Here is a 17,923-nt window from a genome sequence, read left to right as displayed (position 1 = left end):
GACGGGGTCAGGCGTTGCCGATGTCGGCTGCGACGATCTCCGCGGACAGCGCCACCAGCGGCAGGCCGCCGCCGGGGTGGGCGGATCCGCCGACGAGGAAGAGCCCGGGCACGGGGGAGCGGTTGGCCGGCCGGAGAAAGGCGGCTCGGATGCCGTTGGAGGAGCTGCCGTAGATGGCGCCCCCCAAGCTGCCGGTCTGCTGTTCCAGGTCGAAGGGGGTGCGGGTTTCGCACCACAGCAGTCGTGGGCGCACGTCGACGCCGCGGCCGGCCATGACGTCCAGGACGCGTTCGGCGTAGGACTCCTTGAGTCCCGGAGTGGTCCAGTCGACGGTGCCGCGGGTGCCGTCCAAGGAGTGCCGGGGAGCGTTGACCAGAACGAACCATGCTTCATGCCCGTCATCGGGACGCAGCGCGGCGTCGTCCGGCGCGCTGATGTACACCGTGGGGTCGGTGGCGGGACGGCCCGGCATACCGAACACGGCATCGAACTCCGCGTCGTAGTCCGCCGGGAACAGCACGCGGTGGTGCGGTGTCCGCGGATCCCGCCCGCGAAGCGCCAGCAGGAGGACGAATCCGGCGAGCGAGGACTGGGCGCGTGCGAGGGCGGCCCGGGGGCGGCGCCCGCGCCGGTCCGCCGTCAGGTGGCCGTAGAGCGCTTTCGCGTCCACGCCGGAGACGACGATGTCCGCTGCCGCCGTGCCGCCGTCCGCCAGGCGGAGGCCGGTGACACCGCGGGCCGAGGTCTCCACTGCGGCGATCCGGCAGTCGTAGCGGAACCGCACCCCCAGCTCGGTGCACCGCTGCTCGAGGGCGTCGGCCAGCAGGCGCAGGCCGCCGGGCACGTACCAGGTGCCGTAGCGCTGTTCCACGTAGGAGACCACCGCCAGGACGGCGGGTGCGCGTCGCGGGTCGGAGCCGCTGTAGGTGGCGTAGCGCTCCAGCCACATGCGCAGCCGGGGATCGCGCAGATAGTGCCGGCCGGTGCCCCGCAGGCTGCGCCAGGGGGCGACAGCGGTCAGCCCGCGGGGCCGCGCCGAGCGGCGCAGCAGTCCGGCCGGGCCGCCGAGCGGCCGGCGCAGCACACTCTCGCCCACCAGCCGCCACAACTCGCCGGAGGCCTCGTGCAGCCGGGCCCACTGCGCCCCGGCTCCTTCCCCCAGAGTGTCGTCCAGCACACCGGGGACCAGGCGCGGGTCACCGGGCATCGCCAGCCGGGTTCCGTCGGCGAACCGGTAGCTGCAGGCCGGCTCGACCGGCACGAGCGGTACGCAGCGCTCCAAGGGAGCTCCCGTGTCCGCGAACAGGCGGCGATAGACCTCGGGCAGAGTCAGCAGCGACGGCCCGGTGTCGAAGACGAAACCGTCCCGGCGTACGGTGCCGAGCTTGCCTCCGCAGGTGGCCGCCCGCTCGTACACGGTGACGTGGTGACCCTGGCGGGTGAGCCGGGCGGCAGCTGCCAGCCCGCCCATGCCGGCTCCGATCACGGCGACGCGGGGCATCTCAGCACCGCCCTCGCAGCGGCCTGCCCTTCCAGGACAGCGTGGAGCGGCGGTGGCCGAGCCAGGACCATCCCGTCAGCACCGCCAGCAGTGTGACGGACGCCGGGTGGGCCAGCGCGTCCGGCCAGCATCGCCCGCCCGTGCGCCGCGCGGTCAGTACCCGCCCCGTCACGGCCGCGGCGTACCCGGCCGCCCCCCAGCGCGACCCCCGGCACGCTGCCAACGGCGGCATCACGTATGCCCAGGTGAGGAGAGCGCACGCTGCTGCCGCGCCCCCGCCGGACCCGAATGCCGCCCACAGGGATTTGCCGTACCCCTCCCGCAGCTCGCGCCAGCCGTCGTACATCTGGCAGATCGCGATCTGGCTGCCGTCCACGATGCCGCCTCGGCCCCCGACGCGCTTGAGCGCCCGGACGAGCGCCATGTCCTCGAGGACCTTGTCCGCGACCGCGGCGAACCCGCCGCATCCGTGCAGGGCGGTGGCGTCCACGACGAGGAACTGGCCGTTGGCCGCGGACAGCGCCGGCCTCGGTGAGGTCTCCGCCCGCCGCAGTGGCAGCACGGTGAGCCACGACCACTGCAGCAGCGGCTGGAACAGCCGGTTGGCGGGCCCCCTGGCGACCTGACGGGGGAAGGGCGAGACCAGATCGAGTCCGGACGAGCGCAGCAGGTCCACCGAGGAGGCCACCGCGTGCGGCGCGAGCACCACGTCCGCGTCCACGAAGACCAGCACGCTGCCCCGCGCGAGCGACGCGAGCTGATGGCAGGCGTGGGCTTTGCCCGGCGACCCGGGCTCCGGCGCCGTGCCGTGCACGACCCGGGCGTGCCGGTACGCTCCGCACAGGCGGCGCACCACGGCGCCGGTGTCATCGGTGGACTGGTCGTCGAGCACGATGACCTCTGCCCGGAGCAGGTGTTCCTGAACCAGCAGCGACTGCAGCGCAGGGCCGACACGCCCGGCCTCGTTGCGTACCGGCATCAGAAGCGACACCGACTCGCCCACCGGCACCGGATCCGGCGGAGGGATCCGTAGGCTTCTGCTGTTCAGGGCGCTGTGCACCGTGCCGGCGACCGCCAGCAACGCGCCCCCCGCGACCAACGCCCGCGCGGCGTGGAGCCGGCTCACCTCCGTCCCCCGGCGGCACCTGCCGCCCGCACCGCCAGCGGAACGGCGACCAGCCCCATCAGCACACCACCCACCAGCGCCACCTGCGGACGGCTGAAGAACACCAGGCACGCCATGACCGAGGAGGCGTAGGTCCACAGGTACAACACGACAGCCGGGCCGGCGGGCCGGCCGTTCCCGGTGGGGCGCCGCACCGCGTGCCCGCAGAGCGCGTCCATCGCAGCGATCATGACGACGGACACGGCCACCCACCCGAGGAAATTGGTGAGCGGCACACCCTCCACCCCGGGGAGCGCCGGATGGGGATCCGTCCAGCTCCAGTGACCGGCATCGACCATCTGCGGATCGAGGAAGACGTCCCAGGACGCCAGCGCCCACCCTCCGGCCACCGCCGTGCGCACCCGGGTCGAACGGGGCCCCGCACGCCCCCGGCCCGGGGCCAGTGACCGTCCCGCCTCCAGCGCGGGCCAGGCCATCATGATCCAGGCGAGCGGCACCACCACCGGCACCCCCGCCACGCTCAGCCCCAACGTCCCCGTGTACTCATAGGTACCGAACGGGAAGCCCGTACGCACCCCCACGACCTCGACCGCCAGGCCGCCCAGCCCTGCCACCGCCAACAGCACCAGCGGACCCCGCACCCCGTGCCGCAGAGCGGCGGCCGCCATGGAGGCGAGGCAGAAGACCACCACGCCGACGACGGTGAGCGCGTCACGCCGCGAGCCGGACACGAGCGGGTAGGGAATCTGGCACAGCACGGCGGCCGCGGCCAGCGACCAGGCTGTCCGCGGGCCGGCCCCGAGCCTGCGGCGCAGCGCCGGCCGCTCCTGTACCTGGACCATGTCGTGAGCATAAGGACACGACCCGGCTTCACCGCCGAGGCGGCAGGGCCGGTACCGGAAGCTTCACCGGTACGGACCATACGACGGCGCGGCGGCCCGCACGCCTGCCGCCCGGGATCGAGACTTGGGCGATCCGCGCCCGGCCCGACCGTCCGGCCGGCGACAGCGGTAGGAAAGCGGTCCGACGATGACTCACACGCTGCGCAGGGTCCCACGTGCGGCAGACAGACCGGGACGCGACCGGCGTGCGGTGCGGATCAGTGCTCCCGCAGACCTCCAGCCAGGTCGGCACACGGGGCCGCCGCCTCGCATCGCGGTCGTCGGTGGCGGCATCGCGGGTGTCACGGCCGCCGTCGCCCTGGCGGAGCGCGGCATGGCGGTCGACCTGTTCGAACAGCGGCCGCACCTCGGCGGACGCCTGGCCGGCTGGCCGACCGAACTGCGCGACGGTTCTACCGCGACCATGTCACGCGGCTTCCACGCCTTCTTCCGGCAGTACTACAACCTCCGCGCCCTTCTGCGGCGCATCGACCCCGGCCTCGACGTCCTGACGCCCGTGCCGGACTACCCGCTGCTGCACGACACCGGGCACACGGACACGTTCGCCGGCCTGCCGACAACCCCACCCTGGAACGCGGCGGCCTTCGTGATGCGCAGTTCCACCTTCCGTGCCGCAGACCTCAGGACGATCGACCGGCGCGCCGCTCTGCACCTCTTCGACGTGGACGTGCCCCGGATCTACCGCAGGCTCGACCACCTCGACGCCCGGACCTTCCTGGAGCGGATCCGCTTCCCACCGAGCGCCCACCACCTGGCCTTCGAAGTCTTCTCCCGCAGTTTCTTCGCCGACCCCGCCGATCTTTCGGCCGCCGAGCTCGCTCTCATGTTCCACATCTATTTCCTCGGTTCCAGCGAGGGACTTCTCTTCGACGTTCCCCGGCAGCCCTTCCCGGCCGCCGTGTGGAACCCCTTGCACGATCATCTGCATCGGCTCGGAGCCACGGTCCGTACCGGGACCGCCGTGGCTGCCGTCGTGCCCGGGCAGCAGCGACGGTTCACCGTCATGGCCGATGACGGAACGACGGCCGCGGAACATGCCGCCGACGCCGTCGTGCTCGCTGCGGACACCAAGGGCCTGCAGCGCATCGTCAGTACCTCGCCGACCCTGGGAGGCCAGGACTGGCGACGACGGATCGCACGCCTGCGCAGCGCGCCCTCCTTCCTGGTCTCGCGCCTGTGGCTCGACCGGCCGCTGAACGCGGACCGGCCCGCGTTCCTGGGCACCGGCGGATTCGGACCACTGGACAACATCAGCGTCCTCGACCGCTACGAGGACGAGGCACGGGCATGGGCGCGGCGCACGGGCGGATGTGTCGTGGAACTGCACGCCTACGCCCTTCCCGACGACGCCGACCCGCAGCGGGTGCGGGCCCGACTGGCCCAGGAGATGCGACGCGTCTATCCGGAGACGGCGAACGCCGCGGTGATCGACGAGCGTCACGAACTCCACGCCGACTGCCCCCTGTTCCCCTCCGGCGGATTCGGAGACCGGCCCACGGTGACGACTCCGGACCCCTGCCTCGTTCTGGCCGGCGACCTGGTGCGCGTCGACCTGCCGGTGGCCCTCATGGAGCGCGCGGCCACCAGCGGCTTTCAGGCGGCCAACGCCCTGCTGGCACAGTGGGGCGTACGCGGACACGATGTGTGGAGCGTTCCCAGGGGAGGCCGCACCACGCTGCTGCGTGCCATGAGCGCGATGTCGGCGGGGAGACGGCGCCCGGTGAAGCCCCGCACACCGGATACGGCAACGCCGTCGGCTCCCCCCGCCCGCACATCGACCCCCGTCGCACCGGTCGCCGCCGAACCACCGTCCGCACCCGGAAGATGACATCGCGGTGTCCGGGGCCCGGCTTCCCTCCCGGCGCACCGGCCACCCCCCGCCCGGCGCGGCCACATGAGGGGCCCCGAAGTGCCCGGAGCCGCCTTGGTGCTGTGAGCCGACGGCCTGGCCGAGTCCCGACCCGCCGGCATACAGGATGGGAAAAACAGGCTTCCGCATGCCCTGCGCACGGAACCTGCCGGTCCTGACCCACTGGCGGGCGCCCCGAGAACCGGTCACACCGTTCCCTTGACCCGCGACTTCAGATGGGCAGAGGCTCAAGTCGGTACTGATCAGGGCACACGTTCGCGGTTCCTCGCCGTCTTGTGATCGTTCTGCGCCCGTGGCGTACCGGCGTGACGTCCGACTGGGGGCGGGAAGGCACTCATCGGTCGTCGCCCGGCACGTTCGCGCCGCGGTGCTCTCTGATATGCGCCCCGCGTTCCAGTGAATAGCGAGAAACGCGGCGCTGAATTGCGGACCCCGGTAAGTCGGCCGCCGTATTCGGAATCTCGGATTCCATAAATGACCGCGATGTGACGTCGGACACATGTGTAAAGTCTTGATCAAGCGGATCCGATGGTTCATATACTGGCGACGCGCTCGGTGCCGCGGATCGACCGCCGTTTCACGAGGTCTCAGTCGAGGGGGGAAGCTCATGCCGCTGAGCAAGGTGGACCAGGACGTCGCAGCCCCTTTGGCCCTCGCCTGACCGTCAAGGCAATTGTTGCCGATGGCTATTCGACAGGCGTGAGCCGTCTCCTTCCTCGAGTGTTCCAGTGCATCGGAACCCGGCGCCCCACCGTCGGACGACCACGAGGTTGATAGGTGAATCGTAATACTTCCTTAAGAGACTCCCACCTCAGATTAGGAAACGATCACTTGAGAATTCTCCAACTTGTCTCCCAGGGCTGCACCATGACGCAGGTGGCCCGCCGTATGGAGATGAGCGACCGCACCTTGCGGCGCAAAGTACGGTCGATATGCGACCGCGTCGACGTGGAAACCCCGATAGAGGCAGTGGTCTGGGCCGTGCGTCGAAGAATCATCTGAGCGGCGCGGGCGGGGAAAGCGTAGAGACGAGAGAGCGTATGCGGCGGCGGCCGGTGACGGGGAGGAAACCGTCGACGGCCGCCGCCCCGTACCCGGGCCCGGTGACGGCCGCGCCGTCGGCGGCCGCCCCGCGCGGCACGCGGCGCACCCTCGTCGTCGGTGGCCGATGCCGGTCACTTCGTTGTCCGTCGGCCTCGCCCCGCGATAGAAAACGTCTGTGGCAGGCGAAACGAGCACATACCCGCAGGGCCGGCCTTCCGCGTCGGCTGTCGACAGTCCCGTGGACGCATCGGTCGAACAGCTCCTGATGCAGCTCCGGCTGGGTTCCCTGAGCTCTTCGGAGGTCTCTTCCTATCCCGGCCGGAACGAGAACTGGGCCGGTGTCACGGACACCGGTCATTCGGTATTCGTGAAACGGCTCAAAGGGAGCCCCGGGGAATCCCGGAAGCGATACCGAAGGATCGTGGCGTTCGAGCGCCTCGCCAACAGGGGCACCCGCCCCTTTCCCCGCCCGGAGTTCCTCGGCGGGGACGAGGAGCACCGACTGCTGGTGTTCCGGATGCTCGACGACATCAGGTCCGGCAGTGAACTCGCCGCGGAAAAGGAGTTCACCGAGTCCATGTCGGCCCGGGCGGGCCGGACCCTGGCCACGCTGCACCGACTCCCGTTCCGGGAAGAGGACTTCCCCGAGCCGGACCCCCATCCGTTCCCGCCGGTCGACGACCTGCGGTCGCTGCCGCTGGAGACGTACGTCCACGCCACCGGTGCCTTCGTCCAGGCATGGGGGCTGTTGCAGCGCGACGCCGCGCTGCTCGAGGAACTGGAGCGGCTGCGGGCGGCCGAGGACCGAGTCGCCCGCGTCCCCGTCCACGGCGACCTGAGGCTGGATCAGTTCCTGCTCGCCGACACCGCGTTCCACGTGAACGACTGGGAGGAGTTCCGGCTCGGGGACCCGGCACGCGATGTCGGGGCGTACGTCGGAGAATGGCTGCACCGCGCGGTGCTGCGGATTCCCGCGCAGGAGACGGACGACGCGTTCTCGGCCGTGCTCACCCACGAGGAGGTCGTGGCGCGCGGCAGCGAGGAACTGGCCCGCGTGCTGCCGCTGATCTCCGCGTTCCACCGCGGTTACCGCGAGGGCGGCGGCCCCGAGGACGACGGACTCGTGGTGCGCGCCACGTCCTACGCGGGGTGGCATCTGATCGACCGGCTGATCGCCTCGACCAGGGAGAGCGGCCGGCTGTCGGCCATCGTCCGGGCGGCGGCGGGCATCGGCAGGACCGCGTTGCTCGACCCGCGGAGCTTCGTGCGCACGGTCGGCCTGGGGGAGGCCTCATGAGCACGACCACCGAAGAGCCCGTCCCGTACGGGGAGCGGGCGGTGGAGCGGCCCGCCGCGCACGGGGCGCCCGCACCGGTACTGTCGGCCGGTCTCCGCCTCGCACTGGAGGACGTGCACATCGCGCCGGACGGCCGGACGGCCCGGGTGCGGGACGACGAGGTGACCGCCGAGTCCCCGTCGGCGATGCGCTTCGCCCTCGCCCGCACCCTGTACGAGGTGCTGCACACCGGGCGCGGGGTCAAGGACCGCGAGTCGCCCAGGACCCTGCGCGCACCCGGCTACGAGGCGCGGCTGGCGAAGGCGACGCCGCATCCGGAGACGGTCGCCGCGGGGATCCTCACCGACCGGCGCTCGGCCACCGGCCGGCGGGTCGTGGAGATCGACGGTCTGCGGGTGGGCGTCCCGGACTCGGTGACGCTGCGGGAGACCGGGCGCACGGCGGGCGGCACCGGTCGCCCGGTGGTGCTGATGAACCTCCCGTCGGCCCGCCCGCTCGTCTCGCCCGGCTTCTTCCTCGTGGACAGCGGCACGGGCCGCACCGGCGGCGGTGATCTGCTGCGGCTCTACCTGCGGGTCGCGGACGCCGACGCGGCCCCCGAGCTGTGGCGTGCCGTACTGAGCGCCCTGGAGAGCCGTTCCGTCACCTACCGAGCGAAGATCATCTCCAATCCGGCGAGCCTGCCGCGCAACGACGGCATGGTCGTCTACCTGAGCCAGGGCTCCTGGGACGCCGTCGGCGCGGTGACCGAGGAGGCCCTGGCCACCGGCCTGCCGGAGGGACCCGCCCCCGCGTTCGCCCATGAGGTCGCGCCCGGGGTGACGGCCGCGTGGGAACCGAAGGACGACCGTACGGGCATGCGCGGACTGAGCTTCGGCGAACACCGGGCGCACGTGGTCGCGCGGGCCTTCGTGGCCGCCGCGGAACAGCAGCGCGAGCGTCCGACGGCCGCCGGGCTCGCGGCGGCGTGCGTCGCGGCGAACGTGGACCCCGCCGACCCCGCCCGCAACCTCGACTCGGGCGACTGGCCGTGGCACACGGCCCCCCGGCCGGCCTGAACCGCCGGACGCGCGAACGACGGTGGCCCGACCCGACCGCACCCCGCAGGAGGTCCAGCAGCATGGCCAGAGAAACACGCCCGGACGGCACCGACGAACTGCGGGTCTTCACGCAGCTCCTGGAGGGCCGGAGGACCACCGTGGCCGCCGCGGTGGTGCTGAGCCTCCTGTCCGCCGCCGCCACCCTCGTCCTTCCCCTCCAGGTCCGCGATCTGGTGATGGCTCTGGCCGAGGACGAACGTCCCGTCGGCCCGCTGCTCATGATGGCGGGCCTCGCGGTGGGCGCCGGGCTGGCGACGGCGCTCTCCTCCTACCTGCTCGCCCGTGCCGGTGAGGGCCTGGTCTCCGAGGCGCGCTTCCGCATCGTCTCGCACATCCTGACCCTGCCGCTGCGGTGGGTCCGGCGCGAAGGGGCCGGCAACCTGGTCGCGCGCGCCAACTCCGACAGCACGCAGCTGCGCTCCGTGGTGGACGTCGGGGTGGCGCAGATACCGTCCTCGCTCTTCCTGGCCGTCGGCACCCTGATCGCCATGGGGGTGCTGGACTGGGTCCTGCTGCTCGTCGTGCTCGCCACCTTCTCGGTCGCCGGTGCCGGCATCTTCCTGTGCGTCCGCTCGATCCGCAGCGGTGTGGAGCGCCAGCAGAACGCCATCGGGGCCATGTCGCAGCAGATGACGGCGGCCGTCCTCTCCCTGCCCACGGTCAAGGCGTTCCTCGCCGAACGCCAGGTGGCGTCCACGCTGGGCCACAGCGTCGAGGACGCGCGCCGGGCCGCCGTGTCGGTCGCGCGGGTGACCTCCCTGGTCGGACCCACGATGCAGTTCGGCCAGCAGCTCTCGATCATCGCGGTGATGGTCACCAGCGGCGCCCGGCTGGCCTCCGGGGACCTGGGCATCGGCGAGTTCGCCGCCTTCATCGTCTACCTGCTGCAACTCGTCGCGCCGCTGACCCTGCTGGTCTCCGGCGTGGCCCGGATGCAGAGCGGCCTGGCCGCACGCGGACGGCTCAACAGCGTGCTCACCGTCGCCCCGGAGAGCTCCGGGGCGGCCTCCCCAATCGAGCCGTCGCCCACCGCGCCCGCGGTGGAGTTCGACGACGTCACCTACACGGACGGCGGGCGCACCCTCATCCACGGGGCCGCCTTCGCGGCCCCCGCGCGGGGACTCACCGCCATCGTCGGGCCGTCGGGAGCGGGAAAGACGACACTGCTCGCGCTCACCGAGCGCTTCCTCCTGCCGGAGTCGGGCCGCATCGTTGTCTGCGGGCGGCCGGTCGAGCAGTGGCCCCTGCACCAGCTGCGCGGCGAGATCAGTTACGTCGACCAGAGCTTCACCCTGGTGGAGGGCACGGTGCGGCAGAACCTCCAGCTCGGACAGGACCAGGACCTGCCGGACGCGGACCTGTGGCGGGCGCTGCAGACGCTGGGGCTGCGTGGTGCCGTCGAAGCGCTGCCGGAGGGTCTCGACACCGAACTGGGACGGGCCGAGGACCTGTCGGGGGGCCAGCGGCAGCGGCTGGCGGCCGCCCGCGTCCTGCTGCGGGACACCCGCGTCGTCATCTTCGACGAACCGACCTCACAGCTCGACAGCGAGAACGAGGAACGGCTGCGGGTGCTGATGCGCTCCCTCGCCGCCGAGCGCGCGGTGATCGTGGTCGCGCACCGCATCTCCACGGTGCAGGACGCCGATCTGATCGTGGTTGTGGACGAGGGGCACATCGTCGACCGGGGCACGCACGAGGAGTTGCTGACGCGCTCCGCGCTCTACCAGGAACTGGTGCACGGGCAGTCGCTGCGCGACCCGGCGAGGCGGGCGGCCGGCGCCGCCCCGGCGGATCCCGGCGCCGCGCCGCCCGGCGGCCCGGTGCCGACCGCTCCGGTGGCCGGGGCGGTGTCCCGGTGACCGGTACGGCGAACGCGGGGGAACCTGTGGGGGCGCGCCGCCTGCTGGTGATCGGGACCGGATCCGTGACCGCCGCGCATCTGCCCTTCTGGGCCGGTTGGCTGAAGGCCGGGCACCCGGGGACACAGGTGCGCTACGTCCTGACCAAGGCGGCCACCAGGTTCGTCACCCGGGACGCGCTGACCGCCATCGGCGGCTGCGACGTACTGGCGGACCGGTGGCCCGACGAGCCCGAACCGAGGGCCCGGCACGTCGACCTCGCCCAGTGGCCCGACACGGTCGTGGTGCTGCCGGCGACGCTCAACTACCTGGCCAGGCTGGCCGCCGGACTGGGCGACTCGCCCTCCCTGCTCGCGCTTCAGTGCACACGCGCGGCGATCGCGCTCGCGCCCGCGCTGCCGCCCGGCGGCGCGGAGAGCGCGGCGTACGCGGAACACACCGCCCGGCTCCGGGCGCGCCGCAACGTGGTCGTCGTCCCGCCCCACCCCGGCCGCAGCACGACCAGCGGGAAGCGCGAGGCGTGGGCGCCCGCGTCCTTCCCCGAGGTCCTGGCCGCGGCCGACGGGCTGCGGGCGGCGCTCGAGGCACCGGACCCCGGCGGCCGCACGGGGCCCGAGCAGGAACACGCACCCGCCTGACACCTCACGGAGGCACGCATGACCACCGAAACACCCCGGCAGACCCGGCAGACCCGGCAGCGGGCGGCCTCCGAGGACAGCAGCGCGTACGGGGAGTCGCTGGCGGACGTCTACGACTCGCTCTACCCCGCCTCGGGGCCGGCTGTCGACTCCCTGGTCGCCTTCCTGCGGGAGCTGCGCCCCGCACCCGCGTCGCTGCTCGAGCTGGGGGTCGGCACCGGGCGGCTGGCGATCCCGCTGGCCCGGCACGGCTACCGGGTGCACGGCGTGGACGCGTCCCCGGCGATGCTGGCGAAACTCCACGAGAACGACCCCACGGGCGAGGTCACCACCTCGGTGGGCGACTTCGGCGCGCTGGCTGTCGAGGAGCGGTACGACCTCGTCCTCACCGCGCTCAACACCTTCTTCATGCTCCCCACCCAGGAGCAGCAGATCAACTGCCTGCGCGGCATCCACGACGCGCTCGCGGACGGCGGTGCCGCGGTCTTCGAGACGTACAACCCGCAGGTCTACCACCGGCTCACCGAGGCGACGACCCGGGTCGGCCATCCGGCACCGGACGCGCTGCTGCTCGACACGATCCAGGTGAACCAGTCGCTCCAGTCCGTCCTGGTCGTCCACACGATCATGGAGTCCGGCCGGCTGCGGAAGGTGCCTGAGGTCAGCCGCTACGCCTGGCCCGCCGAGTTCGACGTGATGGCCCGGCTCGCGGGACTGCGGGTGACCGGCCGCTGGGCCGACTGGGACCGCAGCCCGGTCACGGACCGGGCGGAGAAACACGTCTATGTGGTGGAGCGCCAAAGCGTGTGACCAACTTGACGGGATGTTGTGTTAACGCAATACTCCAGTGAGTCAACACATTGCATCGGGAGGTGTGACATGGCTGGGCCGACGCTGGAGGTCGACGGCGTACGGAAGAGCTACGGCAGACGCCGGGCCGTGGACGGCATGTCCTTCGACATCCGCGCCGGTGAGCTGTTCGGCTTCGTGGGAAGCAACGGGGCCGGCAAGACCACCACGATGCGGATCGTCCTCGGAGTCCTCACGCCCGACGCGGGAGAGGTGCGCTGGCTCGGCCGCCCGGTCGGCTTCGACGCCCGCAGGCAGTTCGGCTACATGCCGGAGGAGCGGGGCCTCTACCCCCGGATGAAGGTCGGCGAACACCTGCGGTACCTCGGGGAGCTGCACGGCCTGTCGCCGGCCGCCGCACGGGCCGCGGCGGACCGGTGGACCGAGCGGCTGGAGCTCACCCCCCACGCGTCCGAGGAGGTCCAGAACCTGAGCCTCGGCAACCAGCAGCGGGTGCAGCTGGCCGCCGCGCTGGTCCACGGACCGAGGGTGCTGGTGCTCGACGAACCCTTCTCCGGGCTCGATCCGGTGGCGGTGGACGTCATGCGCGACGTGCTTGCCGAACGGGCCGCCGACGGAGTGCCCGTCATGTTCTCCAGCCACCAGCTGTCGCTGGTCGAGCGGGTCTGCGACCGGGTGGGCATCGTCGACGGCGGGCGGCTGATTGCCTGCGGGACGGTCCGGGAGCTGAGCGAGAACGCCGGCCGCCGCCTGCTGGTCGACGCCCCGGAGGCGGACGGGAACTGGGCCGCGGGACTGCCGGGCGTGGAGGTCGTGAGCCGCGAGGGCACCCGTACGTGGCTTCGCCTGGCGAAGGGCGCGGACGACCAGCGGGTGCTGCACGCGGCGCTGGCCACCGGGCCGGTCTCCGCCTTCGTGTCCGAACACCCACCGCTGACCGAGCTGTACCGCGACCTGGTCACCGGGACGGACGAGCGGCCCGGGGGCGGTGAGCGATGAGCGCGATGACACGGACACCGGACGGAGCCACCGGCCGCGACACACCGGACGGGGAGCGAAACCCCGCCTCGGGCCGGGACACCGCGGGCCCGCAGGCCGGCCCCGGCGCGCTGTCGGCCCGCAGGGCGGTCGGCCTGGTCGCCCGGCGGGAGATCAGCAGCAGGATGCGGACGAAGTCCTTCGTCCTGAGCACCCTGGGGCTGTTGCTCGGGCTCGCCGCCTACGCCCTGGTCGTCGTCGTCGCCCAGGAGGGGCCGGCCAGGGTCGGTGTCGAACGAGAGGCCTCGGCGCTGCGCCCGGTGCTCGCCGCGGTGGCCGAGGAGACGGGTGACTTCGAGTTCGTCCCCGTCGAGGGCGACCGCACCGATCGGCTCCTGCGCGACGGGGAACTCTCCGCCGTGATCGGCGGCGGAGCCGACGGGCAGCTCACCCTGTCCGTGGAACACGAGGCCGACGAGGACCTGCTCGCCGTGATACGGGCCGCGGCCGCCGAGGAACGCGCCACCAGGGAACTGGAACGCGCGGGCGTGGACCCCGTGGAGTTCAGGCAACGCGTGGCCTCGGCCACGGTGCAGGTCGACGCCCTGGACCCCTCGGAGAACAGCGCGGCCGAGCAGTTCGCGCTGATCCTCGCCTCCACCGGTCTGCTGTACTTCTTCTTCGTCTTCTACGGGATCATGCTGGCGCAGGGCGTGGTGGAGGAGAAGACCAGCCGCGTCGTGGAGCTGCTGCTCTCCACCATTCGCCCCTGGCAGCTCCTCGCCGGGAAACTGATCGGGGTGGCCGTGGCCGGTCTCACCCAGCTCGTGCTGCTCGGCGGCGCGGCGGTGGCCCTCGCGCAGGGCACCGGCACCGTCACCCTGCCGACCGCCCTGGGCGGGACCCTGGTGACGCTGGGCGTCTGGTTCCTGCTCGGCTTCTTCCTCTTCGCCGCCATGCTGGCCGCGGCGGCCGCGCGCGTCTCACGGCAGGAGGACCTCCAGGGGGTGGTGCAACCGGTGATGCTGCTCATCACCACGCCGTTCGTGCTGGGCATAGCCCTGCTGAGCAAGAACGCGCACGACCCGTTGATCGAGTGGCTGTCGCTCGTACCACCGCTCAGCCCGATCCTGATGCCGGCCCGCATGCTGCTCGGTACCGCCCCCGTCTGGCAGATCGCCCTCTCCCTGGTCCTGGCGGCCGCCGCGCTGGCCGCGATGACCCGGGTCGCCGGGCGGATGTACGCCAACAGCGTGCTGCGCAGCGGCTCCAGGGTTCCGCTCGCCGAGGCACTGAGGCTGCGCTGAGGAGGCCGCCCCCGGCCGTCACCCCTGCCCGCCGCCCCTGCCCGCCGCCCCTGCCCGTCACCCCCTCCTGTCCGTCACTCCCCGCTCCGGTCCGTCACCTCCCCCTCCTGTCCTTCGTCCCCACTCCGGTTCTTCGTCCCTCACCCCTGTTCGCACCACACCCACCCGGCCCGCCGGGCCATCCGACAACTGAGGAGTACCTCATGAGCACCACCCTCTGGATCGTCATCGCCATCGCCCTCGCCGTCGCCGTGATCGCGGGGATCAAGAAGAGCCGGGGCTGACCCGCCCGATCGGCGCACGTCCCCGAGGGGGGGGGGGGGGGGGGGGGGCGCCCCCCCCGGGCCCCCCCCCCCCCCCCCCGCGAGGCACGTCCCGGGGGGGGCGGGGCGCGCGCGCGCCCCCCGGCCGCCCCACGCCCCCTCGATCCGTCAGAAGTCGAGTTCGCCGGTGGCACCCCGGCGCAGCGGTGCCACCGCCGCCTCGTCGGCGACGACCACGCCCGTGAAACCGCCGGGGCAAAAGAACCGGTGGGCCGCCTCGACGACCGCGTCGTGCGGTACGCCCCCCAGCAGCGGCCCCCAGTCGTGCAGCCAGTCCGAACCGACACCGACGTGCAGCAGGTTCGCCAGACCGGACGCCAGCGCGCCCGGCGAGGACATCGCCGTAGCGGTGGAGCCGACCGCGTAGCTCCGGGCGGCGTCCACCTCCCCCGCCGACGGCGGCTCGGCCGCCATGCGCTCCAGCTCCGCCCTGATCACCGCGAGGGCCGGCACGGTGTGCTCGGCGGCGGTGTCGGCCTCGACCATCAGCGTCGAGGCCCCCGGCACCGACTCCATGCCCGAACCGAGCTGATAGGCGTACCCCTTCTCCTCCCGCAGGGACGCGACCAGCCGGGAGGCGAAGGATCCGCCGAAGACCAACTGCGCGAGATGCAGGGCCGGGTAACCCGGGTCCGTGCGGGGCAGCGCGGGGGCGGCGAGCCGGATCACGCTCTGGACGGCGCCGGGCCGGTCCACCCACAGCAGCGGTCCGCCCGCGAACCACGACGACGCGTCGGGCCCGTCGCCCGCCGGCCCCGGCTCCCACGACCCGAAGGCGTCCGCGACCGCGGCGACGGCGTCCTTCGGCCGCAGGTCACCGACCAGCACGAGCACCGCGCCCCGGGCGCCCAGATGCCGCGCGTGCAGTGCGGCCAGGTCGTCCGGTGTGCAGGCGGCCGCCGGTCCGGGTGCCGGCTGTCGCAGGGCGGCGGTCCCGTCGCCGTACCGCCGCCGCAGCAGCGCGTGCTGCGCGAGGGCCGCCGGCTGGTGGGTGGCCAGCCGGATACGGCGTACCAGCGCCTCGCGCCCGGGGCGGACGGCGTCCTCCGTCAGCCGCGGCTCGCGGACGGTCTCGGCCAGCAGGGCGAGCACGTCGGGCAGGGCGTCGGCCATGGTGTGCCCGGCGAAGGTGAACCGGTGCGCGTCCGCGGCGGCGTCCAGGGTGGCGCCGTGTGCGGCGAGAGCGGCGTCGTGGGCGTCCGCGCCCCGGTGCGCGGTGCCCCGCAGCAGGGTCGTGGCCAGCAGCTGGCACCGGGTCACTTCGCCGGGTTCCCGCGCGGTGTACGGGACGGTGAGGCGGATCTCCACGACGGGGACGACGGGGGCCGAACAGACCACCACACGCAGTCCGTTGAGGAGGGTGGTGTCGACGTCGGGCAGCGGCAGCCGCCCGCCCGCGGGGCCCGGCCCCGAGCCCCCGGTCACGCCGCCCTCCCGCGCGCCCCGGCCGGTACGAAGCGCACGACCGCCCGGTGCGAGGAAGCGAGCCGGGCGGCGGCCCGGCCCACCTGCTCCCCGGTCACCCCGCTCCGTACCAGCTCCGGCAGTGTCTGCGTCAACTCGGCCTCGCCGAACAGTGCTTCGCGCAGGCCGAGCAGCTGTGCCCGGGTGCCCGGATCGCCGAGTTCGCGCAGCGCCCCCGCGGCCCAGCGCGCGGTCGTGGCACGCAGCAGGCCCGGGTCGACCCCGTCCTTCGCCAGTGTCTCCAGCGTGCCGTCCAGCGCGGCCAGGACGTCCTCGGCGCCGCGCTCGTGCACGGCGAACAGTGTCAGCAGATCGGGCCCCCTCGTGTCCAGCGGCAGCCCGAAGAGGCCGCAGCCCACCGAGAGGCTCGTCACCTGCGCGGCGGCCGGTCCGCGACGCAGCAGGGCCTGTCTGCCCTGGCCGAGCAGCGCGGCCAGGACCAGGTGCGCGAGGTAGTCGGCGCGCTCGGTCACCGGGTCCGGCATCCGGTAACCCACCGCCACGGCGGGCGTCCCGGCGTGCGGGTCGGCGACCGTCAGCCGCCGCTCCCGATCCGGTGACGGCTCGTGCGCGTCCGGCGCGGCCACCGACGGACGCGCCGGCACGGACGCGAAGTGGCCGCGCACGAGACGCTCCGCCGACCCCGGGTCGAACGCGCCGGTCAGTGTCACCACGGCGTTTCCGGGCCCGTAGTGGTCGGCGAAGAACCTTTCGCACCGCGGAATGCCGACGGCCGCGAGATCGGCGGTTTCGCCGTAACCGTCCCTGGTGTTCTCCGGGCGCGAATGCAGGGCGCCCGGCAGCACCCAGGGGAATGCGCCGTACGGACGATTACGCACCATGAGGCGGATCTCCTCGTCGATCACCGCGGTCTGCGTGCGCAGGGTCTGCGCGGAAAGGCAAGGGGCGCGCATTCGGTCCGCTTCGAGGGCGAGCAGCATTTCCACGGCGGAGGCCGGTGCGGCGGCGTAGTAGACCGTCACGTCCTGGCGGGTTCTGGCGTCACCGAAACCGCCGGCGCGCTGGAGCCGGGGCAGATAGCCCTCGGGCGCCGCACCCCGGCCACCCTGGAAGACAAGATGCTCGAAGAGGTGCGCGAGGCCCGTGTGCTCCTTGGGCTCGGTCCGGAAACCGACGCCGTAGTGCACCGCGAGGCCGACCGAGGCGCCGACGGGATGCGGTGCCAGCAGTACCCGCAGACCATTGTCCAATTCCAGGCGGCGCAACTGAGTCCGGATCACCCGGGCGAGCATAGGCCGAGGCAACCTCCCACTCAACGGGAGGAGTTGACCGATAGCGGCCAGTGTCCGCATGCGGCCAACTCCATTGCCATCGCGACACCGGCCGGGAAATGGTTCTGGCACGGCCGGAGAACGTGATCGCCGAAATCGCCGATCCGGTCACCATCCGATTCCGCTCACACCCATGGGAGTGAACATGAACACCGAGTCCCTCATCGCCGGTTACTCCGCCTACGCCGCCGCCGACGAGATCGTTCCCGCGGTCGAGGCCCCGGGCGCCACCATCACCATCACCACCTCGTCGCAGGCGTGCATCTCCGCCGCGTCCGCCGTCTCGGCGGTGTCGATCGACAACACCTTCGACCACTCCTGCTGAATCGCGTGATCCGCTGAGAAACAGGGCGGGTGCCCACCGCCGCAATCGGTGGGCACCCGCCCTGTCGCACGATAGCGGGTCGCCGGT

General features: G+C 72.7%; 14 protein-coding genes. 9 read left to right on the top strand and 5 right to left on the bottom strand.

The window, feature by feature from the left end:
• Positions 1-7: 7 nt before the first annotated feature.
• Genes ORI94_RS31780 through ORI94_RS31770 form a run of 3 tightly spaced genes read right to left on the bottom strand, consistent with a single transcriptional unit; the run spans position 8 to position 3,469 of the window.
• Positions 8-1,501 (bottom strand): phytoene desaturase family protein, encoded by a 1,494-nt coding sequence (locus ORI94_RS31780; protein WP_266082025.1) that lies wholly within the window; start codon positions 1,499-1,501, stop codon positions 8-10.
• A gap of 1 nt (position 1,502) precedes the next feature.
• Entirely contained in the window at positions 1,503-2,627 is a 1,125-nt protein-coding gene (locus tag ORI94_RS31775) for a glycosyltransferase (protein WP_266082023.1), read from the bottom strand.
• Positions 2,624-3,469 carry a carotenoid biosynthesis protein gene (locus ORI94_RS31770; protein WP_266082021.1) on the bottom strand — a complete coding sequence of 282 codons (846 nt, stop codon included), beginning with the start codon at positions 3,467-3,469 and terminating at the stop codon, positions 2,624-2,626. The genes ORI94_RS31775 and ORI94_RS31770 overlap by 4 nt, the downstream gene beginning before the upstream one ends.
• Positions 3,470-3,656: 187 nt before the next feature.
• Between ORI94_RS31770 and ORI94_RS31765 the strand changes: the two genes are divergently transcribed.
• The 8 genes from ORI94_RS31765 (at position 3,657) to ORI94_RS31725 (ending at position 14,432) form a co-directional block, all read left to right on the top strand.
• Complete coding sequence (locus ORI94_RS31765) at positions 3,657-5,357, top strand: FAD-dependent oxidoreductase (RefSeq protein ID WP_266082020.1); 1,701 nt, start codon at positions 3,657-3,659, stop codon at positions 5,355-5,357.
• A gap of 1,261 nt (positions 5,358-6,618) precedes the next feature.
• Positions 6,619-7,740 (top strand): class V lanthionine synthetase subunit LxmK, encoded by a 1,122-nt coding sequence (gene lxmK / locus ORI94_RS31755; protein WP_323056105.1) that lies wholly within the window; start codon positions 6,619-6,621, stop codon positions 7,738-7,740.
• Positions 7,737-8,798, top strand: a complete 1,062-nt coding sequence (locus ORI94_RS31750; protein ID WP_266082013.1) for a T3SS effector HopA1 family protein — start codon at positions 7,737-7,739, stop codon at positions 8,796-8,798. Before lxmK ends, ORI94_RS31750 begins: the two co-directional genes overlap by 4 nt.
• 62 nt (positions 8,799-8,860) lie before the next feature.
• Positions 8,861-10,699 (top strand): ABC transporter ATP-binding protein, encoded by a 1,839-nt coding sequence (locus ORI94_RS31745; protein ID WP_266082011.1) that lies wholly within the window; start codon positions 8,861-8,863, stop codon positions 10,697-10,699.
• Positions 10,696-11,337, top strand: coding sequence for a flavoprotein (locus tag ORI94_RS31740; RefSeq protein WP_266082009.1), 642 nt, complete (start codon positions 10,696-10,698; stop codon positions 11,335-11,337). The genes ORI94_RS31745 and ORI94_RS31740 overlap by 4 nt, the downstream gene beginning before the upstream one ends.
• A gap of 18 nt (positions 11,338-11,355) precedes the next feature.
• Positions 11,356-12,147, top strand: a complete 792-nt coding sequence (locus ORI94_RS31735) for a class I SAM-dependent methyltransferase (protein WP_266082007.1) — start codon at positions 11,356-11,358, stop codon at positions 12,145-12,147.
• Positions 12,148-12,216: 69 nt separating this feature from the next.
• Positions 12,217-13,146, top strand: a complete 930-nt coding sequence (locus ORI94_RS31730; RefSeq protein ID WP_266082005.1) for an ABC transporter ATP-binding protein — start codon at positions 12,217-12,219, stop codon at positions 13,144-13,146.
• A 5-nt stretch (positions 13,147-13,151) separates the two neighbouring features.
• Positions 13,152-14,432 (top strand): ABC transporter permease, encoded by a 1,281-nt coding sequence (locus ORI94_RS31725; protein WP_266082002.1) that lies wholly within the window; start codon positions 13,152-13,154, stop codon positions 14,430-14,432.
• Positions 14,433-14,863: 431 nt separating this feature from the next.
• On the opposite strand, the gene ORI94_RS31720 is transcribed toward ORI94_RS31725, so the two are convergent.
• A complete protein-coding gene (locus ORI94_RS31720; RefSeq protein ID WP_266082000.1) occupies positions 14,864-16,180 on the bottom strand; it encodes a M16 family metallopeptidase in 1,317 nt (438 codons plus the stop codon).
• Complete coding sequence (locus ORI94_RS31715) at positions 16,177-17,460, bottom strand: M16 family metallopeptidase (RefSeq protein WP_266081998.1); 1,284 nt, start codon at positions 17,458-17,460, stop codon at positions 16,177-16,179. The genes ORI94_RS31720 and ORI94_RS31715 overlap by 4 nt, the downstream gene beginning before the upstream one ends.
• 184 nt (positions 17,461-17,644) lie before the next feature.
• Here ORI94_RS31715 and ORI94_RS31710 point away from each other — a divergent pair, with 184 nt between their 5' ends.
• The gene (locus tag ORI94_RS31710; protein WP_078878571.1) at positions 17,645-17,836 is read left to right on the top strand and encodes a hypothetical protein; all 192 of its coding nucleotides are present in this window, start codon (positions 17,645-17,647) and stop codon (positions 17,834-17,836) included.
• The last annotated feature ends 87 nt before the right edge of the window (positions 17,837-17,923 follow it).

Origin of the sequence: Streptomyces sp. NEAU-W12 (assembly GCF_026242095.1) — a bacterium.
In the GTDB taxonomy this organism is placed as follows: domain Bacteria; phylum Actinomycetota; class Actinomycetes; order Streptomycetales; family Streptomycetaceae; genus Streptomyces.
This window is presented reverse-complemented; position numbering and strand designations above follow the sequence as displayed.